A 23,404-nucleotide genomic window follows, 5' to 3' on the forward strand; every position below is an offset into this window, starting at 1 on the left:
CTTCCTATTCTGCATAAATGATGTTAGTCGTGTTATTTTCGAAGCCGAAAACGTCTGGTCTCCGTATCCCGGCTGTTCTTTCCGACCATGATGTCGAACTCGCCCGCATCGCTGGTGAAAGACAAATCCGAGTGATGATAGCGAAGCTGTTCTTCGGTCAGCGTAAACGTGATTTCCTGGCGTTCGCCCGGCTGCAGCAGCACCTTGCGGAAGGCCTTCAGCTCTTTGACGGGTCTAACGACCTCACCGGATCGGTCCCGGACGTACAGCTGGACGACTTCTTCACCGGCCATATCGCCGGCATTCGTTACCGAAACCGTGATTTCAAGTGGTTGATCCGGGGACATCTCTTCCGCCGACAGGCTCATCCTCCCATAGAGGAAATCCGTATAACTGAGGCCGAATCCAAACGGAAGCAGCGGCTCATTCGGTATGTCCAAATATTGCGATACATAGCGTACCTGCGCATCGGGCGCATCCTTCGGACGGCCGGTATTAAAATGGTTATAGTATACCGGCACCTGCCCAACGGAATAAGGGAACGACATGCTGAGCCGGCCGGAAGGATTCGCCTCGCCCATAAGCAGGGCAGCTACGGCCGCTCCGCCTTCACTTCCCGGGAACCAGGCTTCCAGCACGGCATCCGCTTCGTCCAGCACGCCATGCAGATCCAGCGGACGACCGTTGAACAATACGGCAACCATCGGCTTCTCCAGCGTTTTCAAATGCTGAATCAGCTCGAGCTGCGGTTGAGGCAGCTTTATAAACGCACGGCTGCCCGCTTCGCCGCTCATCTCGGAATCCTCGCCCAGCGCAAGCACAATCACGTCGGCTTCCTTTGCTGCCTTCATCGCCTCTTCCAACTGCTGCCCAGTCATGGCGTTCACGTTACAGCCCTCGGCTACCGTGAGGGCACCGGAAGACAGCTTGGCGCGTAGTCCCTGTTCCAGGGTTACCGCATCTTCTTTGGAGCCTGTCCATGACCATGGCCCAAGAATATCGCCGCTGGCGGCAAACGGACCGATCAATGCCACATGCTGCTCACCACGCAGCGGCAGTAGCGAGTTGTTTTTCAGAAGAACGCAGGATTTCGCCGCTGCCTCCCGGGCTGCCTGACGGTGTTCTTCGCAGAACACAATCTCCTGCTCCGCCTGTGGATCGGCTCCCCGCACAGGGCGCTCGAACAGTCCAAGGCGCTTTTTCAATGACAGAATACGCAGCACCGCTTCATCGATCAGACTCTCGTCTACCCGGCCTTCTCGTACCATGTCCGGTAAATGATGAACATAGCTGGACGTCATCATCTCGATGTCCACGCCCGCTTCGATGGCTCTTAACGCTGCCTCTGCCTCGTCCTCCGCTACCCCGTGAGGGATCAGCTCTTTGACTGCTCCCCAATCGGAGATCAGCACGCCGTCAAAGCCCCATTCGCGGCGCAGCAAATCGCGCATCAGCCGTTTATTGCCCGTAGCCGGTATGCCATCCACCGTATTAAAGGCGGTCATGACCATCTCGACACCTTCATCCAGCGCAGCCTTGTACGCAGGTAAGTAATATTCCCGCAGCTGACGCTCGGACATGTCCACCGTGTTGTAATCGCGGCCCCCTTCGCCTGCTCCATATGCGGCAAAGTGCTTCACGCAAGCAGCCAGCCGGTTGAGATCCCCGCTCAGGTCATCCCCTTGGAAACCTCTGACAAAAGCTCTGGCAAATTCACTGTTTAAGTAAGGGTCTTCACCGGTCGACTCCATCACCCGTCCCCAGCGGGGATCGCGCACCAGGTCCACCATCGGTGCAAAAGTCACATGCAGGCCGGATACCGCGGCTTCGCGCGCAGCGATTTCCGCACTCCGCTCCGCGAGGCCAGGGTCCCATGAGCTCCCCATGGCGAGCGGCACCGGAAAGATCGTTTTAAAGCCGTGAACGATATCGGCCATCATCAGCAGTGGAATTTTCAATCGATTTTTGCGCAAATGTGCCTCTTGGACGGCTATCACTTCCTCCGCACCCGCCAAACCTAGCACGGAGCCGGCATTACTTACGATGTCATCGGTGATGCCAAGCGACTCCATCGGTCCTGTAATCTGCCCCGATTCTTGAGCTCCTTCGAAAAAAGGGACGGCCAGTTGTATAAGCTGCGCAATTTTTTCCTCCAGCGTCATCTGCTCTACCAGAGAAAGTAGTTGTTGATCTGCCATTTCCCATCCTCCTTTGTCATTGCCATTCACTTTATCATTGATTCGAAACGTTTTGATTTTTCTAAAATCGATCAGTATTGGCTATAAAACCATATACTTTATAAAGGTTTTTACTTAGAAATCAACCATTTAAAAAACAAAGAAATCAGCGCCAATTCGTGCATTTAATCGAAACGTTTCAATAAATGCGGACAAAAAATTCAGGGCAGGGGCAGCCAATCCAGCACACGCTGAATTTTGCGATCCCAATATCCCCATTCATGACCACCGGGTTCTTCCTCATAGGTGATGCGAATCCCCAGGCTGTCCGCATATCGTCTAAAGGTTTGGTTATCGTTATACAAAAAATCTTCTGTCCCGCAGCACTGATACAACATCGGTTTATCGCCTGTATATGCCGCGAATTCCGTGGCCAAAAACAACAAATCGTCCCGGCTCCCCCGTAAACCGTCGATATGGCCGAAGAGGGTTCGAATTTCTTGCTCCTGAAAGCCCGGTCCTGCAGCACGACTGGCGAGATCCAGCCCACCCGACAGGCTTGCGCCTGCCGCATAACGATCCGGATAACTCATGGCCAGCTTGAACGCTCCGTAACCCCCCATCGAAATTCCGGCGACAAAGGTATCTTCCCTTCGTCCGGACACCGGAAAAAACGATACAACGAGCTGTGGAAGCTCCTCGCTCAGGAAGGTAAAGTAAGGCAAGCCGTTTGCCATGTCCATATAATAGCTTCGTCCGACTCCCGGCATCACGAGCGCGATGCCTTTATTCTCGGCGTATCGTTCGATGGACGACCTGCGCATCCATTCGGTCTGATCCGCTCCTCGTCCGTGAAGCAAGTAAAGCACCGGCAGTTTCGAAGAAGAACCGTACGGCATCAAAGCGGCTTGCGGTAGAAAAACCTCGATGCCTGTAGACAGTTTCAGTGTTTCGGAATAAAAATTACACGTGATCCATGCCAAGTTCCTCATCTCCAATCCGGTCCGTTAATTCTCTATTTTGCTCTTCCCTGCAGATGCCCGTTCCATCATTTCGGTCGTCAGCATATAAGACTGCTTCACGGATTCACCGCCCAATATCTGAAACAGCAAATGGGCTGCAAGCGATCCCGCTTCGCTCTTAGGCTGCTTGATGGTGGTTAGCGGCGGATTCACGTATTCGGCTAATTGAATATCGTCATATCCGATGACGGATACATCATCAGGCACCGATATGCCGCTCTCCTCAAAAGCCTTCAATCCTCCGATGGCCATCTCGTCGTTGCCGTAGAACACCGCCGACGGGAGCGAACCCTGCATAATCATCATCTTGGTCGCATTGTAACCGCCCTCGCGCACGAAGTTTCCGCTGAGACGCCATTTCGACTGTTCCTCCAGCCCTGCCTCGGCAAGTGCCCGTAAATACCCCTGATAACGCAAATGATTATCGTACGAATCCGATGAGCCGCTGATGTATGCCACATGCCGATGACCGTTCTCAAGCAGATATCGGGTAGCCGTATACCCTCCTTGTTCCCCATCAACCAGCACATTGACCAGGTATTCGCTGCACAATGGACGATCCATCACGACGATCGGAAATTGGGGACCGGAGGTCTCGATCAGAACTTCATCCCGGATATTAGGTGCAAGTATGATGGCACCGTCCGCCCTTTTCTCTCTCAGAAATTTAACCGCCGTTGAATCTCTGCCCCCTATTGAACTGCAGGCGATCAGATCATATCCGTTGGTTAAAGCGACTTCCTGTACGCTTCGGATCAGCTCGGAATAATAGGGCCCGGATAGATCCGTCAGAATAAGAGCGATTGTCTTGGTGCGGCTCCGCTTCAAATCCATGGCAAATCCGTTCTTCCGATAATTCAACTGCCTTGCTGCTTCGAGCACCTTTGATCTTGTCTTGGAACTCACTCTGCTGTCGCCGCTTAACGCGTATGAAGCCGTTGACAAGGCGACTCCAGCGAGCTTTGCCACATCCTTAATCGTTGCCATTTCCTTACGCCCCTTCTACTACTTAAAAAAGCTCTATCTATTTATTTCATGCCAGAGATCGTATATCCTTCAATAATATGTTTTTGGAAGAAAGAAAATACGATGATAATCGGAACAACCATAAATGCAGCGCCTGCCATCTGGAGGCCGAAATCGGATCCATGCTGTCCTTTTAGAAGTTGCAGACCCACCGAAAGCGTATAAAGCTTTTGGTCATTCGCCATAATGAGAGGCCACAGGAAACTGTTCCAAGCACCGATGAAGGCCAAAATCCCCTGTACCGCAAATACCGGCTTCGTGATCGGAACGATCAACTGGAAGAAAATCCGCAGTTCTCCCGCTCCATCCAGCCGTGATGCTTCAATCAGATCCGTAGGGATCGTGGACATGAACTGACGGAAGAGGAAAATACCGAATGCTCCGACCAGGCCAGGCAGCACAATGCCTGCCATCGTGTTGGTCAAGCCCATGGCATTGATTAGCAGATATACAGGGATCATGGTAACTTGCCCAGGAATCATCATCGTTGCCAGCACGAGATAGAACAGCTTCTTATTGCCGGGGAACTCATATTTAGCGAATGCATATCCAGCAAGCGCATTGAGGAACAGACCGACAAAAGACCAGAACACAATGATAAGCGTATTTTTCAGGTATACGATAAAGTCCAGCTTCGTAAATAAATCCACATAATTTTTAAACGTAAATTCTTTCGGTAATAACGTCGGCGGAACCGCCGTAAATTCATTTTCCGGCTTGAATGAGGACGTGATCATCCATATAAATGGAATCATCATCAGCAGTCCCCCTGCAATGAGCAGCACCGTCATGACTGTTTTCTCAATTCTTTTAGCTGCCATACCCTGAGCCTCCTTCAGTTACGATACGGAACATGACTTGAACCTGAACCTTAATATTCGACATCTTTTCTCTTGACTGCGAATTGTACGACCGTTACAGCGATAATGATGATGAAGAGCACAAACGATCCTGCAGCAGCATAACCAAAATTGCTCAGCTGGAAGCCATTGTTATAAATAAAGAGAGCCATCGACATCGTGGAATTAAGTGGGCCGCCCTTGGTCATAACCAGCGGCTCTTCGAAGAATTGAATCCAGCCGATCAGCGTCGTAATGGTGACAAAGAAAGTCGCAAAGCTAAGCAGCGGAACCGTGATATACAACAGCTTCTTCCACTTGCTCGCACCATCGATCTCCGCTGCTTCATAATAGGAGCGTGGAATGCCCTGCAGCGCAGCAAGGAAAATGATCATATTGAGTCCGATGGATTTCCATACGGCCAGCAGAATCAGCGATAGCTTGGCTAGTGCCGGATCTGTCAGCCACTGCTGAGCCGGAACCCCGAACCAGGACAATATATGGTTAAAGAGGCCATAATGGCTGTTATACAAGTAACCCCAAACAACCGCGACCGCTACAATATTCGTAATGGAAGGCATATAATACACGACGCGGAAAGTCTTAAACAACCATCCCGTGCCATAGTTAAGCAGCAATGCAGCGCCCATGGCAAGCATTACGACAAGCGGAACTCCGATAATAACATAGAACATGGTGTTAAACATGGATTTCAGAAAGACCGGATCTTTAAATACATTCATAAAATTATCGAAGCCAACGCCTTCAATGTTTGAATAATTAGCGAGACCAGCAAGGTCAATATCCGTGAAGCTGATGACAAGCGCAATGATGATCGGAATGATTGAGAACGTCAGAAGCAGCACCAGTGCGGGCGCAATAAACATATAAGGATACTTATATTGGTTAAAGCGCTTGATAAAGTTCTGCAATGTCATTCACCTCCTGCAAGTGTGGGTTTCCTCAATAAGAGAATAACGCTCTTTGGAAGCAGTCAGGCTTGTTTCATCCTTCGAAGAAACAAGCCGGGCTGCGTTAAGACGCACTCTTATTTTTTGTTTAGAATTTCAGTAGCTTTCTGATTCAAAAGATCCATTTCTGCTTTGATGTCAGCTCCGCCAAGGGTAATTTTCTCAAATGCTGCAATGGCTTCTTGGGAGATAGCATCCCACTCCTTAATGAACGGAACAGGTTTAGCGCTTTCGAGCTGTTTTCCAAAGGTAGCAAAAATCGGATCTTCAAAGCGTTGGTCTTCCCATGCACTCTTAACAGCAGGCAGGTTTTTTGCCACATCATAGTTGGTCAGTTGCGATTCTTTTTCACTCATGAAGGAAATGAATTTAACGGCTTCATCTGCATTTTCGGTTGTGTTGAATACCGACATGTTCGCTCCACCGAGGAACGATGCATTGTTTTCTTTAGCTGGAAGTGTAGTCGTAGCCCATTTGCCTTCAATCTCAGGCGCCTTGTCTTTAACGCCTTGAATCATCCAAGGACCGCTGATAAACATCGGGAATTGTCCGTCTTTAAATGCGGCAAACAGATCCAAATCACTAGCAAGCGGTGTCATCCCCGTATCGTAGAAGCTCTTCAGGTATTCCATGGCTCCCATGAATTCCGGCTCGTTAAAATGAGGGGCCCGGTTCTCATCGATCATATCGCTTCCATTCTGCCAAGCAAACATGGACAGATAGTTCATATCTTTAGCATCAATGGTGATTGCGTAATTGCCGTCTCCTCTAGCTGCCAGTTTCTTACCGGCATCCTTCATCTCATCCCAAGTCTTAGGGCCTTCCGGATAGCCTACTTCAGCCAGAATGTCCGTACGGTAGAACAGTACGCGCGTTTCCACATACCATGGAATACTGACAACCTTGTCATCATAACTCATGGTTTGCACAGCACCGTCAAAATAGTTTTCTTGCTTCAAGTTTGGATACTGCTCAAGATAAGGTGTCAGATCGAGCAAAGCTCCAGCCTGAGCAAATTCCGGAATCCAGGTTGTTCCCATTTGTACGACGTCCGGGCCGCTTTTGGATGCAACTGCTGTAAGCAGCTTGTCATGGGCACTGCCCCAAGGAATCAATTGAACGCTTACCTTAACGCCTGGATTCTTCTCTTCATATTGCTTAATCAAGGTTTCGTCCGTTGTGTCACCCATCAGCCAAACTTTTAGTTCCTTCTTGCCTCCACCGCCTTCGCTACCTCCGTCTGCTTTCTCAGACCCGCCCGAGCATCCGGCTAATACGACGGAGAACACCAGCAATGCTGCCAACGTCCACAATATTGATTTTTTTCTCATTCTACATTCACCCCGTTTTTAATGTTTACCACCATGCGAAACGTAATACAAAACCTAATTGAAAGCACTTACTTCGAAACGTTTCGATTTTATTCGAAAAAATAAAGACGCCGGATAAAGGTTATTTCTATAATCCTACTGTCTCTTCATTCCCCCTATAAAGCACCTTTCCATGGTCATCCTAGGGATAAACATGCTCTTGTGTATTCATAATAAAAAGATTGCTTGCTTGATAATTTCAAAAAACGCATTCTGTTTTGAAACGTTTCGACAAGTTCATTATAGCTCCCTCTGAGAGCGATTTCAATATCCTTTTTATTTTTTTTGTAAGGCGTTTCTTTGACAATGGGTGTAAGGCTTGAACCGCGGACAAAAAAGCAGCAAGCTCCGAAGTAAGCCTGCTGCTTCATCCTATATCCTGGAATTATTCAAACTTTTTAAAACTTGGGCTAGGCGTTAAGGTGACCTGCATTCTTGTCATGACCGTCATGATGCAGCGGGATGTCCTTACTAAGCCGGGCATGTACCGCAAATGACAGAAATGACAACACGGCAACACCTGCAGCCAACCATGCCACCGGCGTCAACCCGCCGCCGTCATACATCGTTCCCATCGCATATGGCCCAATCACCCGGCCCGCGGCACCCAGGCCGCCTGTCACGCCGATATAGAACGGAGCGGCTTGTCCTGCTCGATCCGAGATAAAAGCCGGGATCGCAGGCGAAATCAACATCTCACCCAATGTGGCCAGCACCATTGCGAGGATCATGCCTGGATAACTGTGCACCGTCACGATGACGACATAAGCTGCCAGATAGAACAAAGCGCTTGCCGTCATCTGACTGCTCTCCGTACGGGCCGCCCAGCGCTTAATGGCATTCGTGACAGGCTGCGCGGCAAAAATCAAGATCCCATTCAGCGTCCATAAATAACCATATGCCGTCTTGGACATTCCCTCCGAGATGATAAATGGAGACACCCCTGTGTTCCAGATGGAATTACCGAACCACAGGAAGAGAGAACCCAATCCCATAAAGAGATAGATTCGGGTGTTCCCGAGCAATGCCCATGCCCCGGGGCCCGCCGGCAGTGGACTCCTAGGCTGCGGATGATGGGCCCCTTGCGATACGCCCGTTCCCCCCAGCTTCGTCAAGTAGGACAGGAAAAAAATCGCAAATCCGAAGGACGTGACACCGTTTAAGACAAAACTTAAATGATAGGATATCTCCGCCAGGAAACCGCTCATGGCCGTTCCCAAGGCTACGCCGATATTATTCGCGACATAGATGACATTAAACAATTCTCCCCGCCGATCGGCAAACCGGAAGCCGATAAATGCCTGAATGGCCGGCATCGATACCGCGTTACAGAATCCGATGAAACCCATCATCGCGATGAACAAACCCCATAGTCCATTGATGAACGGAAGGGTGAACAAACCGAGGGCATTCAGCAGCAGCGAGCCCACAATGAGCTTTTTCACCCCGACCCGGTGATACAGCGCGCCGCCAAGGAGTTGACCGGCGATCCCCCCCATCGACTGAATCAGAATGACAAAGCCTGCATCCTTCATGCTGCGTCCCAGTTCATCGAATACATACATCGTTGTCAGCGGCCACATCAAGGACCCGCCTGCAGAGGCAACGAGACTTGCAACAAGAAAACCTTTTACTTCCTTAGGGTACTGCTCCAACCATTTCATGTTTATTATCTCCCAGCAGCCTCGTTAGCAGTATATTTACGCATATAACCTAAAAAAGCCCGTGCGGGCTTTTTCTAATTCTTCTTGAATAAAGAGGCGAACGCCATCTTTTTGATGCTCCAATAATCCTGTAAGAATGAACATTGCTTGTCATTTCTTATCGCCCAAATCCTAGTATCGCTTGAGAGATCCATTTTTAGCAAGCACACTCATTGACGCTTTACCATAACAACGAATGCCGGGCCGCTGCTCGTCTATCGGCCCTTCCCTAACGAATCTCGGACGCTTGCTCCATTTGCCGACTGCAAGCGGCGAGGCCCTTCTATAAACACGTTCGGAAGAAAGGCAGCTCGTCGAGGTATATCAAACATTATTGTCGCTTCACCTCTACCACCGTTGAGAAGAAGGTAGCGCCTTCGCCCATATCCGACAACCTGTCGGGCGTAAGGGCATTGGCGCGCTGCTTCCTGCCTTCCCCTTCCCACCACAAGCCTTGGCTGACTACCGTGCCAGGCAGCATTTTATCCGTCACCTTGGCCCGGACTTCGTAGGTACCGCGGTCGTTATATACCGTAACCATGTCTCCGTCCTCTACACCGCGTTCCTCTGCATCCTCCGGATGGATCTGCAAGGCAGGCTCCTTCTCCAGCTTCTGGTGCTTGTCCACATTCGCAAAGGTCGAATTCAGGAAGTTATGGTTCGGCGGCGAAATGAACATGAGCGGGTATTTGTGCCCGCGGCCGCGCCTTACGCCGTCATATCCCTCCTTCAAAGGCACGTAGGTGGGAAGAGGCGGAAGACCTGCTTGCTCCAACTGCGCTGAGTAAAGCTCGATCCGTCCCGAAGGCGTCGGCAAACGATCCAGATATGTTTCAAGCGGTGTCATATCAAGCTTTACATGACGGTGTTCCTTTAGCTTGTCCAGCGTGACGCCGTTCAGATAAGGGTTGTCCGGGAAGTCGAGCGCTCTTGCCATCATCTCCTCTTCTGTCTCATGGAAGGTCGGGTCGGTGAAACCCATGGCCCGGCCCAGCATGGAGAACAGCTCTACGTTGCTCTTGCTCTCCCCGAGCGCCGGAATGACCGGCTCCTGCAGCTGGATGTACTGATGCCAGTAAGAAGCGAACAGATCCGTATTCTCAAATGAGGAGGTTGCCGGAAGCACGATATCCGCATACTTGGCTGTATCCGTCATGAACAGATCGTGTACGACGGTAAACAGATCCTCCCTTGCAAACCCTTCGCGTACCCGCCCGGTGTCAGGAGCGACCACCAGCGGATTGCTGCAATAGACAAAGACCGACTTAATCGGCTGTTCGGTCATGGCAAGCGCCTCGCCGATCCGGTTCATGTTAATGGTCCGGGCATTCGGATTCGGCCGGAGATCCGGACGTTCCAATGCATCGCTATCCATGCTGTTGTAGCCGCCATTCGACTTGGCAGCCCCTCCGCCCCGCTTCAGCCATTGTCCTGTCAACGCCGGAAGCGCCGCGATGCTGCGCACGGTCAAGCCGCCATTGTCGTGATGCTGAAGACCGTTACCGATATGAATATACGAAGTATCTGCCCGGCCGTACAGTTCGGCCAGCTTCTCGATATCCCCTACTGGGATGCCGGTAATAGAGGATACATGCTCCGGCGTATAGTCTTTGACATGCTCACGCAAGGCTTCATGCCCGAGCGTATACTGCCGGAGGAATTCCTCGTTCACCATGCCGTCACGGAACATGATGTGCATGAGGCCGACGGCCAGCGCCGCATCCGTGCCCGGAAACAGCGGAATGAACCAATCCGACCATTGCCCCGTCTGGTTCTTATGAACATCGATCACAACGACCTTGGCACCGGCCTTGCGCGCTTTCTCTGCCAGCACGACCTGGTGCATATTGGTGCTGACGATGTTGCCGCCCCAGACGATGATGACATCGGCATGAACGGTATCCTCCGGGACGGTTCCTCCATTAAACCCCATAACGGATTTCCAACCCTCATTGCCTGCGGAATTGCAGATCGACTGCTTCAGGCGGCTGGCGCCCAGCCTGTTGAAGAATCTCCGATCCATGCCGTCCACGCTCAATATCCCCATGTTGCCGTAGAAGCTGTAGGGCAGGATGCTCTCAGAGCCATGCTCCTCGATCAGCTTCTTGTAGCGCCCGGTAATCTCCTGAATCGCTTCATCCCAGCTGATTCGCTCGAAAGCCCCCTCGCCCTTGGGCCCTACCCTCCGCAGCGGATAAAGCACGCGCTCCGGATGATACACCCGATGTGCCATATTGCGGACTTTATTACAGATGGCTCCCTGTGTAATCGGATGATCCGGATTACCGGCAACCTTCACGATTTTTCCGTTCTCTTTATGCAGCAGCAGGCCGCAAGTATCGGGACAATCCAACGGACATACCGCCGGAAACACACCATTTTCCTGATGAATCATCGCTTGAGTCATTTCGTTCATTCCCCCTTGTACACGCTGAATCATATCCCCTTATCTTAAAAGAAAATCAGGGCTCCAGTAAAGTCTTACATTTTTTTCTGCAGCGGGTGATTCACTCTAATTCCTTCCGGGTATATTCCTATCAAGAGCAACGAAGAGGAACCCAGACCCTTTCTCTTCCTTGCCGAATCATGGACCACTCCCAAAAAATTCGCCATGCCCATGTCTCCTCCCCCGAGACCGGCATGGCGAATTTGTTTGTATTGAGGTTCTATCGCATCACATTCGAGCTACTTGCAACTTACATATCATAGAAAGTCATGATTTCTGTAGCAAACCTGCAAAAAACAAAGCCTGTCAAAGCCACATAATTATGTAAGCGCTTATCTGTCATTTTTTATAAATAATTCTGCTTAATTTTTCGTTGGAGGGTGTTTTACAAAAGATTTGAGCAGGCGTAATATACTATTCAGCTTCGATATCATTCTTCATATTCACATGATATTCGCTTAATTTCCAGTTTGGAAAGCGGGGGAACCACACGTATGGATGGATACCTATAGGATCTGTCAACCATACTATGGGGTGAATCCTGATGCAGCGCGAACGTACGCCGCGACAACGTCAGGTAGGGCGACTCTCACCGCCCGAATCCGACAGCTAACCTCGTCAGCGTTGATTGGGAGGGTTGTGAACTTGTGATCAAACACAGGGTTCTAACCTGTGTTTTTTGTTTGCCAAAATTCAGCATAGGAATGGTGACCGTTCGTATGTCCAGCCTATGAAACACACCGATTGAAGTCCATTCAGTCAGCTTCCATCATGAACTTAATCTTAATCGGCGGTGAAAAACCATGTTATCTTCAATCAAGCGATTCCTCATCGGAAGACCGCTTAAATCAACGGAAATGGGCGAGCAAAAGCTGAACAAAACCAAAGCGCTGGCCATCCTTTCATCCGACGCCTTGTCGTCCGTTGCCTATGGACCAGAACAAATTCTGATCGTCTTGATGACCGTTGGCGCAGCTGCCTATTGGTATTCCATACCGATTGCCGTCGGGGTCCTGGTCTTATTGCTGGCACTTATCCTATCGTACAGACAAATTATTTTCTCATATCCGCATGGCGGCGGAGCCTACGTGGTTTCCAAACGAAATTTAGGCATGTATCCGGGGCTGGTTGCCGGCGGCTCCCTGCTGGTCGACTATATCCTGACGGTTGCGGTCAGTGTATCGGCAGGGACGGACGCAATCACGTCGGCTTTTCCGGAATTGCACGCCTACAATCTGCCCATCTCCATCGTGTTCGTTCTGTGTTTGACCGTACTCAATTTAAGAGGGGTCACGGAGTCGGCCTCCATATTGGCCTATCCGGTTTACTTGTTTGTACTCGCGTTGTTTATCCTGATTGGCGTCGGAGTATTCAACATTGTTACAGGCCATGCATCTCCGGATCTGCATACGCCGATCGGCACGCCTGTCGCCGGGCTAAGCTTGTTCCTGCTCCTGCGGGCATTCGCCTCGGGCAGCTCTGCCCTGACCGGCGTTGAGGCCATTTCCAACGCCATCCCGAATTTCAAAGATCCTGCTCCGAATAATGCGGCCAAAACCTTGGTGGCAATGGGATCCTTGCTGGCCCTGTTATTTTCGGGCATCGTATTCCTGGCCTATTACTATGGGGTTAACCCCAGCGAGCAAGTCACTGTCGTTTCCCAGATTGCCGAGCATACCTTCGGACGAAACTTTCTGTATTACTTCATCCAAGGAACAACGGCCCTCATTCTGATTCTGGCCGCCAACACGGGATATTCCGCTTTCCCGCTGCTTGCCGTTAATCTGGCGAAAGATAAATTCATTCCCCGAATGTTCACCGTCCGGGGAGACCGTCTGGGATATTCAAACGGAATCATCATACTGGGTTTTCTCTCGATTCTGTTACTGCTCGCTTTCGAAGGCAAAACCGAGCATCTGATTCCGCTGTATGCCGTCGGCGTGTTCATCCCTTTTACCCTCTCCCAAACGGGGATGATGGTGAAGTGGATTCGCGAAAAGCCCGAAGGATGGATTGTCAAACTGATCATTAATACCACCGGCGCATGCATCAGCTTTATCGTGACGATGATTTTCTTTTTCACGAAATTCGCCCAAGTGTGGACCGTCTTGATTTTCCTACCGCTGATCATTTGGATCTTTACCCGAATCCATAAACATTACGAGGCCGTAGCAGACCAGCTGCGAATTACGACCTGTGAGCCTGTTAAGCCGATTGAGGGAAATGTTATTATTCTGCCTGTGGCGGGAATCACCCATGTGGTGGAGAACTCGCTGAATTATGCCAAATCGCTGGGAGCAGGCCAGATTATCGCGGTGTACGTGCCGTTCGAGCGGGAGGACGAGGCGGCCTTCCAGGAAAAATGGAAGAAATGGCAGCCGGACATCCGGCTGGTGACCCTGCATTCGCCTTATCGGAGCATCATTCAGCCGCTGACCAAATTCATCGATACCGTGCAGCGGAAGGCGAGCGAGTCCGACTACCAGGTTACCGTTGTCATCCCGCAATTCATCCCCAAGAAGGGTTGGCATAACTTCCTGCACAATCAGTCCAGCTTGCTCATTCGCGCACATTTACTCTATCGGAGAGATGTGATTATCACCACGGTACCTTACCATTTAAAAAAATAGCGGGTTTATTCCTTCTGCCACTTATACAAGGAATCCGCTCGCCAACAACGTTAAAAAAGCTGCGATCATCCGATCCCTATCTTTAAGGGAGCGGTCGATCGCAGCTTTTTTCCTCCACCTTGGCTTACCAGGCTTCGGGATATTACGAAACATTCTACGCGGAGTGAACCTGTTGAGCAGTGCCGGTAGCCGGCGCAGACGGCAGCGCCTTATCTTGTTCGCCGCGAGGGATGACCTCAACTTTATCATCCTTCTTCAAATATACGGACCCGTAGGCAGCTCCCACAAACAGCGCACCTCCTACAAAATTGCCCAGCCAAACCGGAATGAAGTTTATCAGATAATCACCCCAGCTGTAATATCCCTCAAATATCGCTGCCGGAATGAGGAACATGTTGGCCACCACGTGCTGAAAGCCGATGGCAACAAACGCCATCGTTGGAAACCAGACTCCGAGAATTTTGCCGCTCATCTGGTCGGATCCGTAGGACAGCCACACGGCGAGCGCTACGAGCCAGTTACAACCGATGCCCGACAAGAATGCTTGCAGGAAGCTGTCGTCGAGCTTATGACCCGCCATGTCCACCAGCTTCTCCAAATAAACGCCGCTGCCCGTCAGACCGGTCACATGGCCGAAGAAATAAGCGACGAACAGTGCCCCTGCCATATTGCTTACCGTGACAAGAGCTAAATTCCGCATCATGTCCTTCGTGGAAATCCGCTTCTTGAATCTGGCCAGGGACACGGCCATCATGTTGCCCGTCAGCAGCTCTCCGCCCGCTAGCAATACAAGAATCAGTCCGACAGGGAATATCGCCGCGCCTATAAAACCGGCAATGCCTCCCCAAGCCTCGGACGCTCCGGCAATCACGCGAATATCCAGCAAAAAGCCGAGCGCGATAAAAGCACCCGCCAAAAATCCTAATATCATAACGTTCATGGCGGAGTTATGCGCTTTTTTCACCCCGTTCTCCACGGTGATCTCCGCAATGCGATCAGGTTTGTAATAGGCCATGGCCGCTCCCCCATTTCTCCCGCATTCCGTCCTGAAATCTCTCGAATGCAGTGTCTGATGTTTCTGTTACAGTTACAGTTACAGTTACAGTTACAGTTACAGTTACAGTTACAGTTACCCATATTGTACCGCAGCCTCCAAGGCAAGAACGTGAATTATATCACGAACGTATACGTCGAGGCGGACATCCTTGTGTCCTGGCTGCTCTTGTTCACCTTTGATTGCCCTTTGGTCATATAACTTCATAGGGATAATACAATCACAGCACCTTGTCCAAGGGTGAATCTTCGGGTCCTCTAGAGGATGCCGATCATTCGCTCGATCCGAGCGAGCGGTACATATAAAATAGCGGTGTCGGAGATGATCCCGACACCGCTTGGTTGATTGCTTTTACCAACCACCATGTTCTAAACCTGCAAACCTATGCCTTTTTACCTCCATCGCATTCTAAACCTACAAGCCTATGCCTCGGCGGCAGTCTCTACGCTAACAGGCATTTCCTTTTCCTGAACCGAAACGTTCGAGATCGGAATCTTCATGCTAATGAAGGACGACAGCAGGAAGAGCTCACCTGCCGTGAAATACACGACCACAATGGAGGTTGTCGACATATACCATCCTGTAAACCCGGAGCCAATGAGCAGCATGCCGGTAAAAACCGGCGTCATCACGCCGTTCAGCCGGCCGATAAATTTCTCTTCCACTTGCTGCATCATCACGGCCATCAATACCGTCTGCGCCATCGCCATCAGCACCCCGGTTACAAAACGCATCGTGCCGGTCAGGATCGGCCACTGGGACAGCACCTCGACAAAGGTCGAGAGTCCAAGGAAGGCAAGCCCGGCGAACAGCAAGTAGGAACCTTTCACTTTGCCCGCAATCACCGCTGCGATCACACCGCCGATCAACATACCCAAGCCCTCAAGCGCAGTAAACCACTGGACGCTGGACATCTCCAGCTGGAGTCGCTCCGTGATGACAAAGATATCGAGCGGCTGAACAAGTCCGCTGCCGAGCGCCATTAAAACGTAAACCACCAGCAGCACCTTCAGCAGCCGACTGGAGCCGATGTAAGTGAAGCCTGCCTTCATGTCCTTCATAAAAGAACCGGTCGATTCCGAATTCTTAGAGGGTTCATCCACACTGGAAGGGAGAAACGCCAGCACGATCGCCGAAGCGCCGAATAGAACCAACAAGCTGATTAACGAGGCCTGCAATCCAAAAGCTTGATAAATCGTCGTGCCAACCATAGGCCCCAAAATGATAAACAGCGACATTGAGGTCTGGGATAACGCCGTGGCCGCGGGCACATGCTCATCCGGCAAGCACCGCTTGATAATCTTCATGGACGATGGCTGCGAGAATTGCGATACGACGGCCGAAACCAGCGTCACCGCAAACACGGCCTGCCAATATCCCGCATACACAACAAACAAAATAAGCAGAATGGATATGAAGCTTAATATATCCCCCCAAATCATCGTTCGCTTGGGACGCCAACGATCTGCCAGTACGCCGCCAACCATGGAAATCACGAAGATCGGCGCGTATTCAATCACGGTCAGCAGCGATACGGCAACCGGGTCATGGTTGCTCTGCTCCATAATGAAGAACAACAGCGCCATATTGCGGATCCAGATCCCGATATTTTGCATAAAATCCGAAACCATCAGCAGCACAAACGCGCGGTTGCCAAACAAATGCCTCATATTTTATCCCCCTAGTAAAACCGACTATTCGGTTTAATTATATATGCGAAAACGCCCGCTCCCGCTTGTAAACCAAGAGAAGCGTTTCCGACAAATCCTCCTATCGTTCACTACACGCTAAGAGCCTTGACCCGATAACACACCGTTTAAAAAGTACGTCACTCCTTTACGGTATAACAGCCTCGATTCTTCCTGAGAACGTTCGTAGTACGAAACCGACATCCCGTCCAGAAGCGCGCCAAAAATGACGGATATCTCTTCGATATCTTCTGCCGGTATCCGTCCCTCATCCACTCCCTCCGCCAAAATCTCGCGGTAGAGCGTACGCGGTCCTTGCAGGATCGCCAGCATCTCGCCCACAATCGTCTTATTCTCCGGCTGATTGATATAGAACTCTTCCGCGATCTTGGTGAGCGGATTCTGGAAGTCATCGACCATATGGTCGGCAATGCCGTACAGCTTCTCCTCGAAGCTGGCGTAACGGGCTTTTTTATCGTTCCAGGCTTCCATCCATTCCTGATTCTGCTTAGCCAGCAGCTTGACGAACAAATCTTCCTTGCTCTCAAAGTGATAGTAGATGCTTCCCTTGCTGGCACCCGTATACTTGACCAGTTCATCCATGGATGTTGCCGCATACCCGCGCTGGATGAACAGTTCCTTCGCTTTATCCAGAATCAAATCCCGCTTTCGTTGCGCTTTTTCTGAAGACATCGGTGTAAGCACTCCTTGCTTGGAAATAATACTCCGCCATCACAAACGGAAACCTGATTCCCTTAATATAAATGAATCTGAAGTTGATGAACGCTACTCACGATAAAAAACCGACTGTACGGTTTAATCATACTGAAAACATTCCCGCATGTAAAGCGATGCCTTGGCCATCACATAGAAAAAAGGACTTTGCCTGCGCAAAATCCTTTCCTCACTCGTTAATCCCGAAGCAACCATATACTAATTATTTTTTTATTCCACTGCCCAAATGGCTCTTCCTTCTTTCATCGGATCGCCATAACTCAGCTGCAGCCCCTTTACACCCTGCTTCACTTCGTACGGAATTTCACCTGTCAGCTCGCCGCCTGGGGCAACGGTGCCGTCCAGCATCTTTACATCATCCGTAATGGGAACCGTATAGTTAAGATCGCTCGAATCCGTCAGGGAAAAAGATAGCGCGGAAGAGATGACCAGCGGCTCCTGGCCATTGTTCTTCACGGTAATCTCAACCACCTTGAACGTATGGCCCGGCTGGGGCTTTAAGTACTCGTCCCCTTCGGACTCACGTACGCTGTTCAGCGTAATGACCGTGCCATGATAATCCACCGTATCGCCTACCGCGGCAGGTTCGCCGATCGGCTTCACCTCTGCATTGTCGGCAGGTTGATCCTCCCCTTGGGTTGGTTCTGCAGGCGGCTGCTCTTCCGATGCCCCCGTCTGACCAGTCTCCCCGCTATCCACAACAGCCGGCGGAGTCTCTGCTGGCGGATCCGCCTGATCATTGGAACAAGCAGCCATCAGCAGCATGGAGAACAATGCAGCCGAGGCCAGCATTACTTTTTTATTCATACTTTATCCTACCTCCTGAAAGTCGATATCTACATGTCCGGATATTTTCCAATTCGCTGTCAAAATCCATAATCCTTCAAAAACAAAAAAAAGACCCCCGATTCAGGGGTCTTCTTGGTAAATGGATTAAGAATGCACCGGTGCTTGTGTCTCGACCGCCGGCAATGCCTGCAGTCCAGCCGTGTTAAGGAAATTCCACGGTTTGTTGTAATGCGGCTGGAAGAAGAAGTCGATGAATGCCAATTGATCAATCGTCATCCGATTTTGTATGCACACCGAGAGCGTATTAATGGATTGCGTCATATCCGCTTTGGAAATGACCTGTGCCCCCAGCATCCGGCGGCTTTCCTGCTCATATACCACCTTCAGCGTAACCTCTTCGAAGGTAGGCATGAATTCCGGACGGTAATGATCCGTAATGGTGACCGTCTCCACCTTCAAGCCTTCGTCCTTGGCGGCTCCTTCGGTTAATCCCGTCGAGGCAATGTTGTGCTCGTATATTTTCAAACCCGATGTACCTTGCGTTCCCATATATGGGGTCGTCGGCTGCACAAGGTTGCGTGCAACGAGCGTACCCATCCGGACTGCGTTAGTTGCCAGCGGAATGTACATCATTTTACCGGTCGGGTTATAGTGCACGGAGCAGCAATCGCCTGCTGCATATACATCCTGCTTGCTGCTTTGCATATATTGATCCACGACGATGGCGCCGTTCTTCAGCATCTCCACCTGCCCCTTCAGCAGCTCCGTATTCGGACGGAAGCCGATGCAGAGGATCACCAGATCCGTGTCGATCTCACCTTTGTCGGTGATGACCTTATTCACCTTCCCATCCTCGCCTTGGAAAGAAGTCACGGTCTGACCCAGGGCCATCTCAATCCCTTTTTCACGGAAGGATTCCTCGATCTTGCCGCTAAATTCAGGATCCAGATATTTGTTTAGAATGCGGTCGGCACTATCAATCAGCGTAACCTGCTTGCCGTTCTGCTGGAAGGCTTCGACCAGTTCCACGCCGATATAACCGGCGCCGACAACCGTAATGTGTTTCGCTTCCTGCGCTTTTTCAATGATGGCATTGGAATGATTGTAGTTTTTGCAGAGCAAAATATTATTCAGATCGATGCCTTCAAGCTTCGGTACGATTGGCCATGATCCGGTTGTGATAATCAATTTGTCATAGGTATCATCAAAAATTTCCTGTGTGACCAGGTTCCGAACTTTCAAGGTTTTCTTGTCCGTATCCACCGAGATGATCTCATGCTTCATCTTGGTTTCGACACCCAGCTCGTCGAGCTTCTGAGGCGAAGAATAAAACAAACCGTCAGGGTCTTTCACAACGCCTCCGACGTAAAGCGCGATGCCGCAAGACAGGAATGAGATGTTATCATTACGTTCATAAACGGTGATCTGTGCATCCGGGTAAAGTTTGGCGGTATTCACGATGGCGGACGTTCCTGCATGGGTACAACCGATAACTGCAACTTTCATGGTTTTTCCTCCTCCAAGTATGAAGCTTTATATTTGATTAAGATGAGCTCTTTTGCCTGGATTCATGCTTGGTAACGCTTGTTGAGCATGAATGTGGTGACGGGTAATATTGCTTGTGAATGTTTTCACTTCATACTCTTATTATAATGTGATAAATTTCACAGTTCAATAGGTAATTGCGATATTCACATATTGTTCATAATTTCACATAGTTAAGATGATAAAAGATGTTGACCTAAACAGTATGATGATCTCGCGCCAATGCCCTAGGTTAAACGAAGAATACAGGTTCGGTATCAGGGTAAGCTATATGTGTCCGGCCTTATGAAGTAAATTCAAGCGATCATCCCTATCTTATTACGTGCTGCCTTGAAGGATCTTGCTTAGGCTGATTCTAACGGAATGATACTTACGCTCAGTGTTTTCTAAGATACTGTCAATTAATCCGGTTAACCGAAGTGGTGTCCAAGAAAAACAGGACTGTTCTCCTCAGAGGGAAATCCCCCCAAAGAAAACAGCCCTGTTATGTAATCGTTACTTCCTGCCACTAACCAAGCAGGGATTCAATGGCACTCTTCATCGATTCCGGTGTATCTCGCGGTTCGAACCGCTGAACCACCTTGCCCTCGCGGTCTACCAGAAACTTTGTGAAATTCCAAGCGATCTCTCCGCCTTCATTCGGTCCTGGCTGCTCGGATTTCAAATATTGAAATAACGGATGCGTTTCTTCTCCGTTCACGTCAATCTTCGCAAAGATTGGGAAATTCACGCCATAATTCAACTGACAGAACGATTCGGCCTCCTCACTCGTACCCGGCTCCTGTCCGCCAAACTGATTGCACGGGAAGCCAAGAACCTGCAGCCCTTGCTGGCTGTATTGGTCATACAGCTGCTGAAGCTCTCCATACTGCGGCGTAAGTCCGCACTGGCTTGCCGTATTTGCAATAATCAGAACCTTACCGGAATACTGATCGAGCGAGACTTCCTGTCCCTTGGTATTTGTTGCATGGTATTCGTAAACTGACATCTTCGAATCTCCTCCCCGGTCTATATTATTGGATGCATTGCTTTCCAAGCTCTACAGCCTAGCCAATCTCCTTCCATCATACCGAATAAATGTCCCTAAACCAAATTTCGGTTCCAACGCCTCTACCCCGCCGCCCGCAAATCCATTATGATGAATGCATAACCTCTTCAAACAAGAGATACATAGGCTAATAACAGCTGTTTAATCAACAAGTAAGCAGGGTAATGATTAAGGTTTGAAAAAATATTGAATGGTTCTTATTTCAACAACATAAGTGAGGAAAAGAAATGAAACTGTATCCCGAAATGTTTATATCCCCATGGCATCTCATTGTCATTGTGCTGGCACTGATTGCCTTCATCGGCTTGATCAAAGGGGGGTATGACCGAAAGACCGTGCTTCGCAGCACCGGGCTATCGACGCTGGCCTTCTATTTTATACTGACGATCCCCATTGGCCTTATCACCCAGGAATCCCTTTATAAAGAAGAAACGATGCTGACCGATTTGGATCAGAATTATGAGGATAAGAAGGCGGGTTCCGAGCTGCATAGCTTTGAAGATTACATCGTTGTCCATGCCGGAGCCTATAAAAACGAGGATGACGCCGAAATTGTGATCTATGCCGGCAACTACCATGAGAGCCAAACATTTCATGGTCATATCACCCTTTTCGTGTACGATAAGAACGATGAGGAAGTCTTCACCGAGATGTATAAGAACGTAACCCTTGCCTCCGGCGAGAAGAAGAAGCTCGACAGCACCTTTACCAGCCAGCCTATGGAAACCTACAGGTACCGATACGAAACGCACCCCCAAATGTGAAGGGTGCGTTTTCTTCGTCCCGTATTAAGTTGACAGATGGTCTCCGGGCTGGATCCCCACCTTATCGTTATCAGAAAGAGGCTGATACGGCCCCGGCATCGGGGGCAGGTTCTTCGCATCCCGACCTTTACGCACATAGCGGATGCCCAGATAGAAAAGACCGACCACAGGTAGTGACAGCATGGCTATAGCAAGGAGCATGCTGGACATTTGGTACGAGGGATCCGTTTCGATCTCGGAAAAGTCCAAAAACATAAACGATATAAAGGTAACCAACGAGAACATGATGATCTGGAGCCAGCGCATCCATTTCACCAGGAAGAAGAACAGGATCGCCGAGAATGCAACAAGCAGAATTGGGAATAACGGCTGTTCGGGATCCGCGTTACCCAGCTCTGCCTGACGCGTCAGCCAAAAACCGATGGCGAACTGAATCGGGAAAATCAGCCAAGCAAGCAAACCGGTTCCACGTAAGGCCGATCTTCTCTTTTGCAGCACCTCTTCGTATTCGAGGAGCTTCATCTCATATTCCAGCTGATTAAGCTCCTCCTCCGTCAATTCCCGGTCTTCCTCCTCATTCTCCTGTACCAGACGGTCCAGGTATGGCCGGAACTGCCGCTCCATATTGCCGTCAAATTCGGCACGCTCCAAATCCTCGTCCTCGCCAAGCAAAGACGCAACCGATTCATCGCTCAGATCTTGAATGATGATGGACGTCAGGTATAGGGGAATGTCCCTTCTGCCGATAACCTCCAACCAACGATTCGCCTCCATCGGATCCGTGAATGGAATGGCAACCGCCCGTTCCATCTGCCCTTCTCCAGCGACGAGGTACATAATGGGCATTAACTCCGCCATAGGCACGGATTCGGTCATTTTACTCTTCTTATATGCATAACTGAATTGAAAAATATATCGCCCATAGTATATTTCCTTGATGTCACCGATCCTAAGGCTCCCCTTCAGGGAGTCTTTCGTTTCCGGGTCCCATCTCTCGTATTCAATATGATCTTCGTATAACAAATACTCGTCCAGATGCGTATTGTTCCAGATATGCCCTTTCAGGCTTCTAGACAGACGAATCATCATGAAGATACCGGCGGGTATAGCAGCCAGACTCATCCAGGTCCAGACATTGGTCCAGAGGTACAGCAACATCAAGGGACCCAGTGTCAGCGCCAGGCCAAGCAGTATTCCCAGCACGTGCATTTCAAATGTTATCACCCAATAAAAAGGCTGCATTTTGGGCTTTCTCTGCTCATGAATCACCAGAGACATTCAGGCAACTCCCTCCTCCTATTTTTTCGTTGTTTCTAAAGCTTACATGAAATGAAGACATTGGAGATCGTGTATGGAGCAGTTCGAACGATGTACCAAAAAGTATGTTAGGCCAACGGTAGAGCGTGCGTCCGGCAGTGCGACAGAAGAGCGGTAATGTAAGTCCAGCCCAGCGATGGAGCAGCGTCCCGCGTTAAGTCTAACGGACTCAGGAGACCTTATTTCTTAGAAAATGGGGTTTTGAGCGAAACGAACGGACAGGAGATCCGTTATTCTTCTGAAAAGACGGTATTTCAGCTGTTTCCAGGCTACATAACGG

At 50.0% G+C, this 23,404-nt stretch carries 17 protein-coding genes and 1 riboswitch; of the genes, 2 read left to right on the forward strand and 15 right to left on the reverse strand.

What is annotated here, in order from left to right:
• Positions 1 to 32: 32 nt before the first annotated feature.
• The 8 genes from PLA01S_RS24080 to PLA01S_RS24115 all read right to left on the reverse strand — a co-directional run bounded on the left by PLA01S_RS24080 (position 33) and on the right by PLA01S_RS24115 (position 11,515).
• Positions 33 to 2,198: a glycoside hydrolase family 3 N-terminal domain-containing protein gene (locus PLA01S_RS24080; RefSeq protein WP_127594355.1), complete on the reverse strand. Its 2,166-nt coding sequence runs from the start codon at positions 2,196 to 2,198 to the stop codon at positions 33 to 35.
• A 200-nt stretch (positions 2,199 to 2,398) separates the two neighbouring features.
• Complete coding sequence (locus PLA01S_RS24085; RefSeq protein ID WP_127594356.1) at positions 2,399 to 3,160, reverse strand: alpha/beta hydrolase; 762 nt, start codon at positions 3,158 to 3,160, stop codon at positions 2,399 to 2,401.
• A gap of 24 nt (positions 3,161 to 3,184) precedes the next feature.
• Positions 3,185 to 4,186, reverse strand: coding sequence for a LacI family DNA-binding transcriptional regulator (locus PLA01S_RS24090; protein ID WP_127594357.1), 1,002 nt, complete (start codon positions 4,184 to 4,186; stop codon positions 3,185 to 3,187).
• A gap of 41 nt (positions 4,187 to 4,227) precedes the next feature.
• Complete coding sequence (locus PLA01S_RS24095) at positions 4,228 to 5,046, reverse strand: carbohydrate ABC transporter permease (protein WP_127594358.1); 819 nt, start codon at positions 5,044 to 5,046, stop codon at positions 4,228 to 4,230.
• A 50-nt stretch (positions 5,047 to 5,096) separates the two neighbouring features.
• Positions 5,097 to 6,002: a carbohydrate ABC transporter permease gene (locus PLA01S_RS24100; protein ID WP_174819245.1), complete on the reverse strand. Its 906-nt coding sequence runs from the start codon at positions 6,000 to 6,002 to the stop codon at positions 5,097 to 5,099.
• Between the two features lie 110 nt (positions 6,003 to 6,112).
• Positions 6,113 to 7,366 (reverse strand): sugar ABC transporter substrate-binding protein, encoded by a 1,254-nt coding sequence (locus tag PLA01S_RS24105; RefSeq protein WP_127594360.1) that lies wholly within the window; start codon positions 7,364 to 7,366, stop codon positions 6,113 to 6,115.
• 449 nt (positions 7,367 to 7,815) lie between these two features.
• Positions 7,816 to 9,069: an MFS transporter gene (locus PLA01S_RS24110; protein ID WP_127594361.1), complete on the reverse strand. Its 1,254-nt coding sequence runs from the start codon at positions 9,067 to 9,069 to the stop codon at positions 7,816 to 7,818.
• A 370-nt stretch (positions 9,070 to 9,439) separates the two neighbouring features.
• The gene (locus PLA01S_RS24115; protein WP_246059806.1) at positions 9,440 to 11,515 is read right to left on the reverse strand and encodes a molybdopterin-containing oxidoreductase family protein; all 2,076 of its coding nucleotides are present in this window, start codon (positions 11,513 to 11,515) and stop codon (positions 9,440 to 9,442) included.
• A gap of 484 nt (positions 11,516 to 11,999) precedes the next feature.
• A riboswitch (cyclic di-AMP (ydaO/yuaA leader) is annotated at positions 12,000 to 12,194 on the forward strand.
• A 163-nt stretch (positions 12,195 to 12,357) separates the two neighbouring features.
• On the opposite strand from PLA01S_RS24115, the gene kimA reads away from it, so the two are divergent.
• Positions 12,358 to 14,184: a potassium transporter KimA gene (gene kimA / locus PLA01S_RS24120; RefSeq protein WP_127594363.1), complete on the forward strand. Its 1,827-nt coding sequence runs from the start codon at positions 12,358 to 12,360 to the stop codon at positions 14,182 to 14,184.
• 154 nt (positions 14,185 to 14,338) lie between these two features.
• Here the strand turns inward: kimA and PLA01S_RS24125 are convergent, their stop codons facing one another.
• The 6 genes from PLA01S_RS24125 to PLA01S_RS24150 all read right to left on the reverse strand — a co-directional run bounded on the left by PLA01S_RS24125 (position 14,339) and on the right by PLA01S_RS24150 (position 20,983).
• Complete coding sequence (locus PLA01S_RS24125) at positions 14,339 to 15,199, reverse strand: formate/nitrite transporter family protein (protein WP_127594364.1); 861 nt, start codon at positions 15,197 to 15,199, stop codon at positions 14,339 to 14,341.
• A 461-nt stretch (positions 15,200 to 15,660) separates the two neighbouring features.
• Positions 15,661 to 16,908, reverse strand: coding sequence for an MFS transporter (locus PLA01S_RS24130; RefSeq protein ID WP_127594365.1), 1,248 nt, complete (start codon positions 16,906 to 16,908; stop codon positions 15,661 to 15,663).
• A gap of 117 nt (positions 16,909 to 17,025) precedes the next feature.
• A complete protein-coding gene (locus tag PLA01S_RS24135; protein ID WP_127594366.1) occupies positions 17,026 to 17,619 on the reverse strand; it encodes a TetR/AcrR family transcriptional regulator in 594 nt (197 codons plus the stop codon).
• 252 nt (positions 17,620 to 17,871) lie between these two features.
• A complete protein-coding gene (locus PLA01S_RS24140; RefSeq protein ID WP_127594367.1) occupies positions 17,872 to 18,468 on the reverse strand; it encodes a DUF4352 domain-containing protein in 597 nt (198 codons plus the stop codon).
• Positions 18,469 to 18,594: 126 nt separating this feature from the next.
• On the reverse strand, positions 18,595 to 19,956 hold the full coding sequence (locus PLA01S_RS24145; protein ID WP_127594368.1) for an FAD-dependent oxidoreductase: 1,362 nt from the start codon (positions 19,954 to 19,956) through the stop codon (positions 18,595 to 18,597).
• A gap of 547 nt (positions 19,957 to 20,503) precedes the next feature.
• The gene (locus PLA01S_RS24150; protein WP_076323929.1) at positions 20,504 to 20,983 is read right to left on the reverse strand and encodes a glutathione peroxidase; all 480 of its coding nucleotides are present in this window, start codon (positions 20,981 to 20,983) and stop codon (positions 20,504 to 20,506) included.
• Positions 20,984 to 21,270: 287 nt separating this feature from the next.
• Here PLA01S_RS24150 and PLA01S_RS24155 point away from each other — a divergent pair, with 287 nt between their 5' ends.
• On the forward strand, positions 21,271 to 21,807 hold the full coding sequence (locus PLA01S_RS24155; RefSeq protein WP_127594369.1) for a hypothetical protein: 537 nt from the start codon (positions 21,271 to 21,273) through the stop codon (positions 21,805 to 21,807).
• Between the two features lie 24 nt (positions 21,808 to 21,831).
• Here the strand turns inward: PLA01S_RS24155 and PLA01S_RS24160 are convergent, their stop codons facing one another.
• Positions 21,832 to 23,085, reverse strand: a complete 1,254-nt coding sequence (locus tag PLA01S_RS24160; RefSeq protein WP_127594370.1) for a PH domain-containing protein — start codon at positions 23,083 to 23,085, stop codon at positions 21,832 to 21,834.
• Between the last annotated feature and the right edge of the window lie 319 nt (positions 23,086 to 23,404).

This window comes from Paenibacillus lautus NBRC 15380 (assembly GCF_004000945.1).
GTDB classification, from domain to species: domain Bacteria; phylum Bacillota; class Bacilli; order Paenibacillales; family Paenibacillaceae; genus Paenibacillus_AQ; species Paenibacillus_AQ lautus.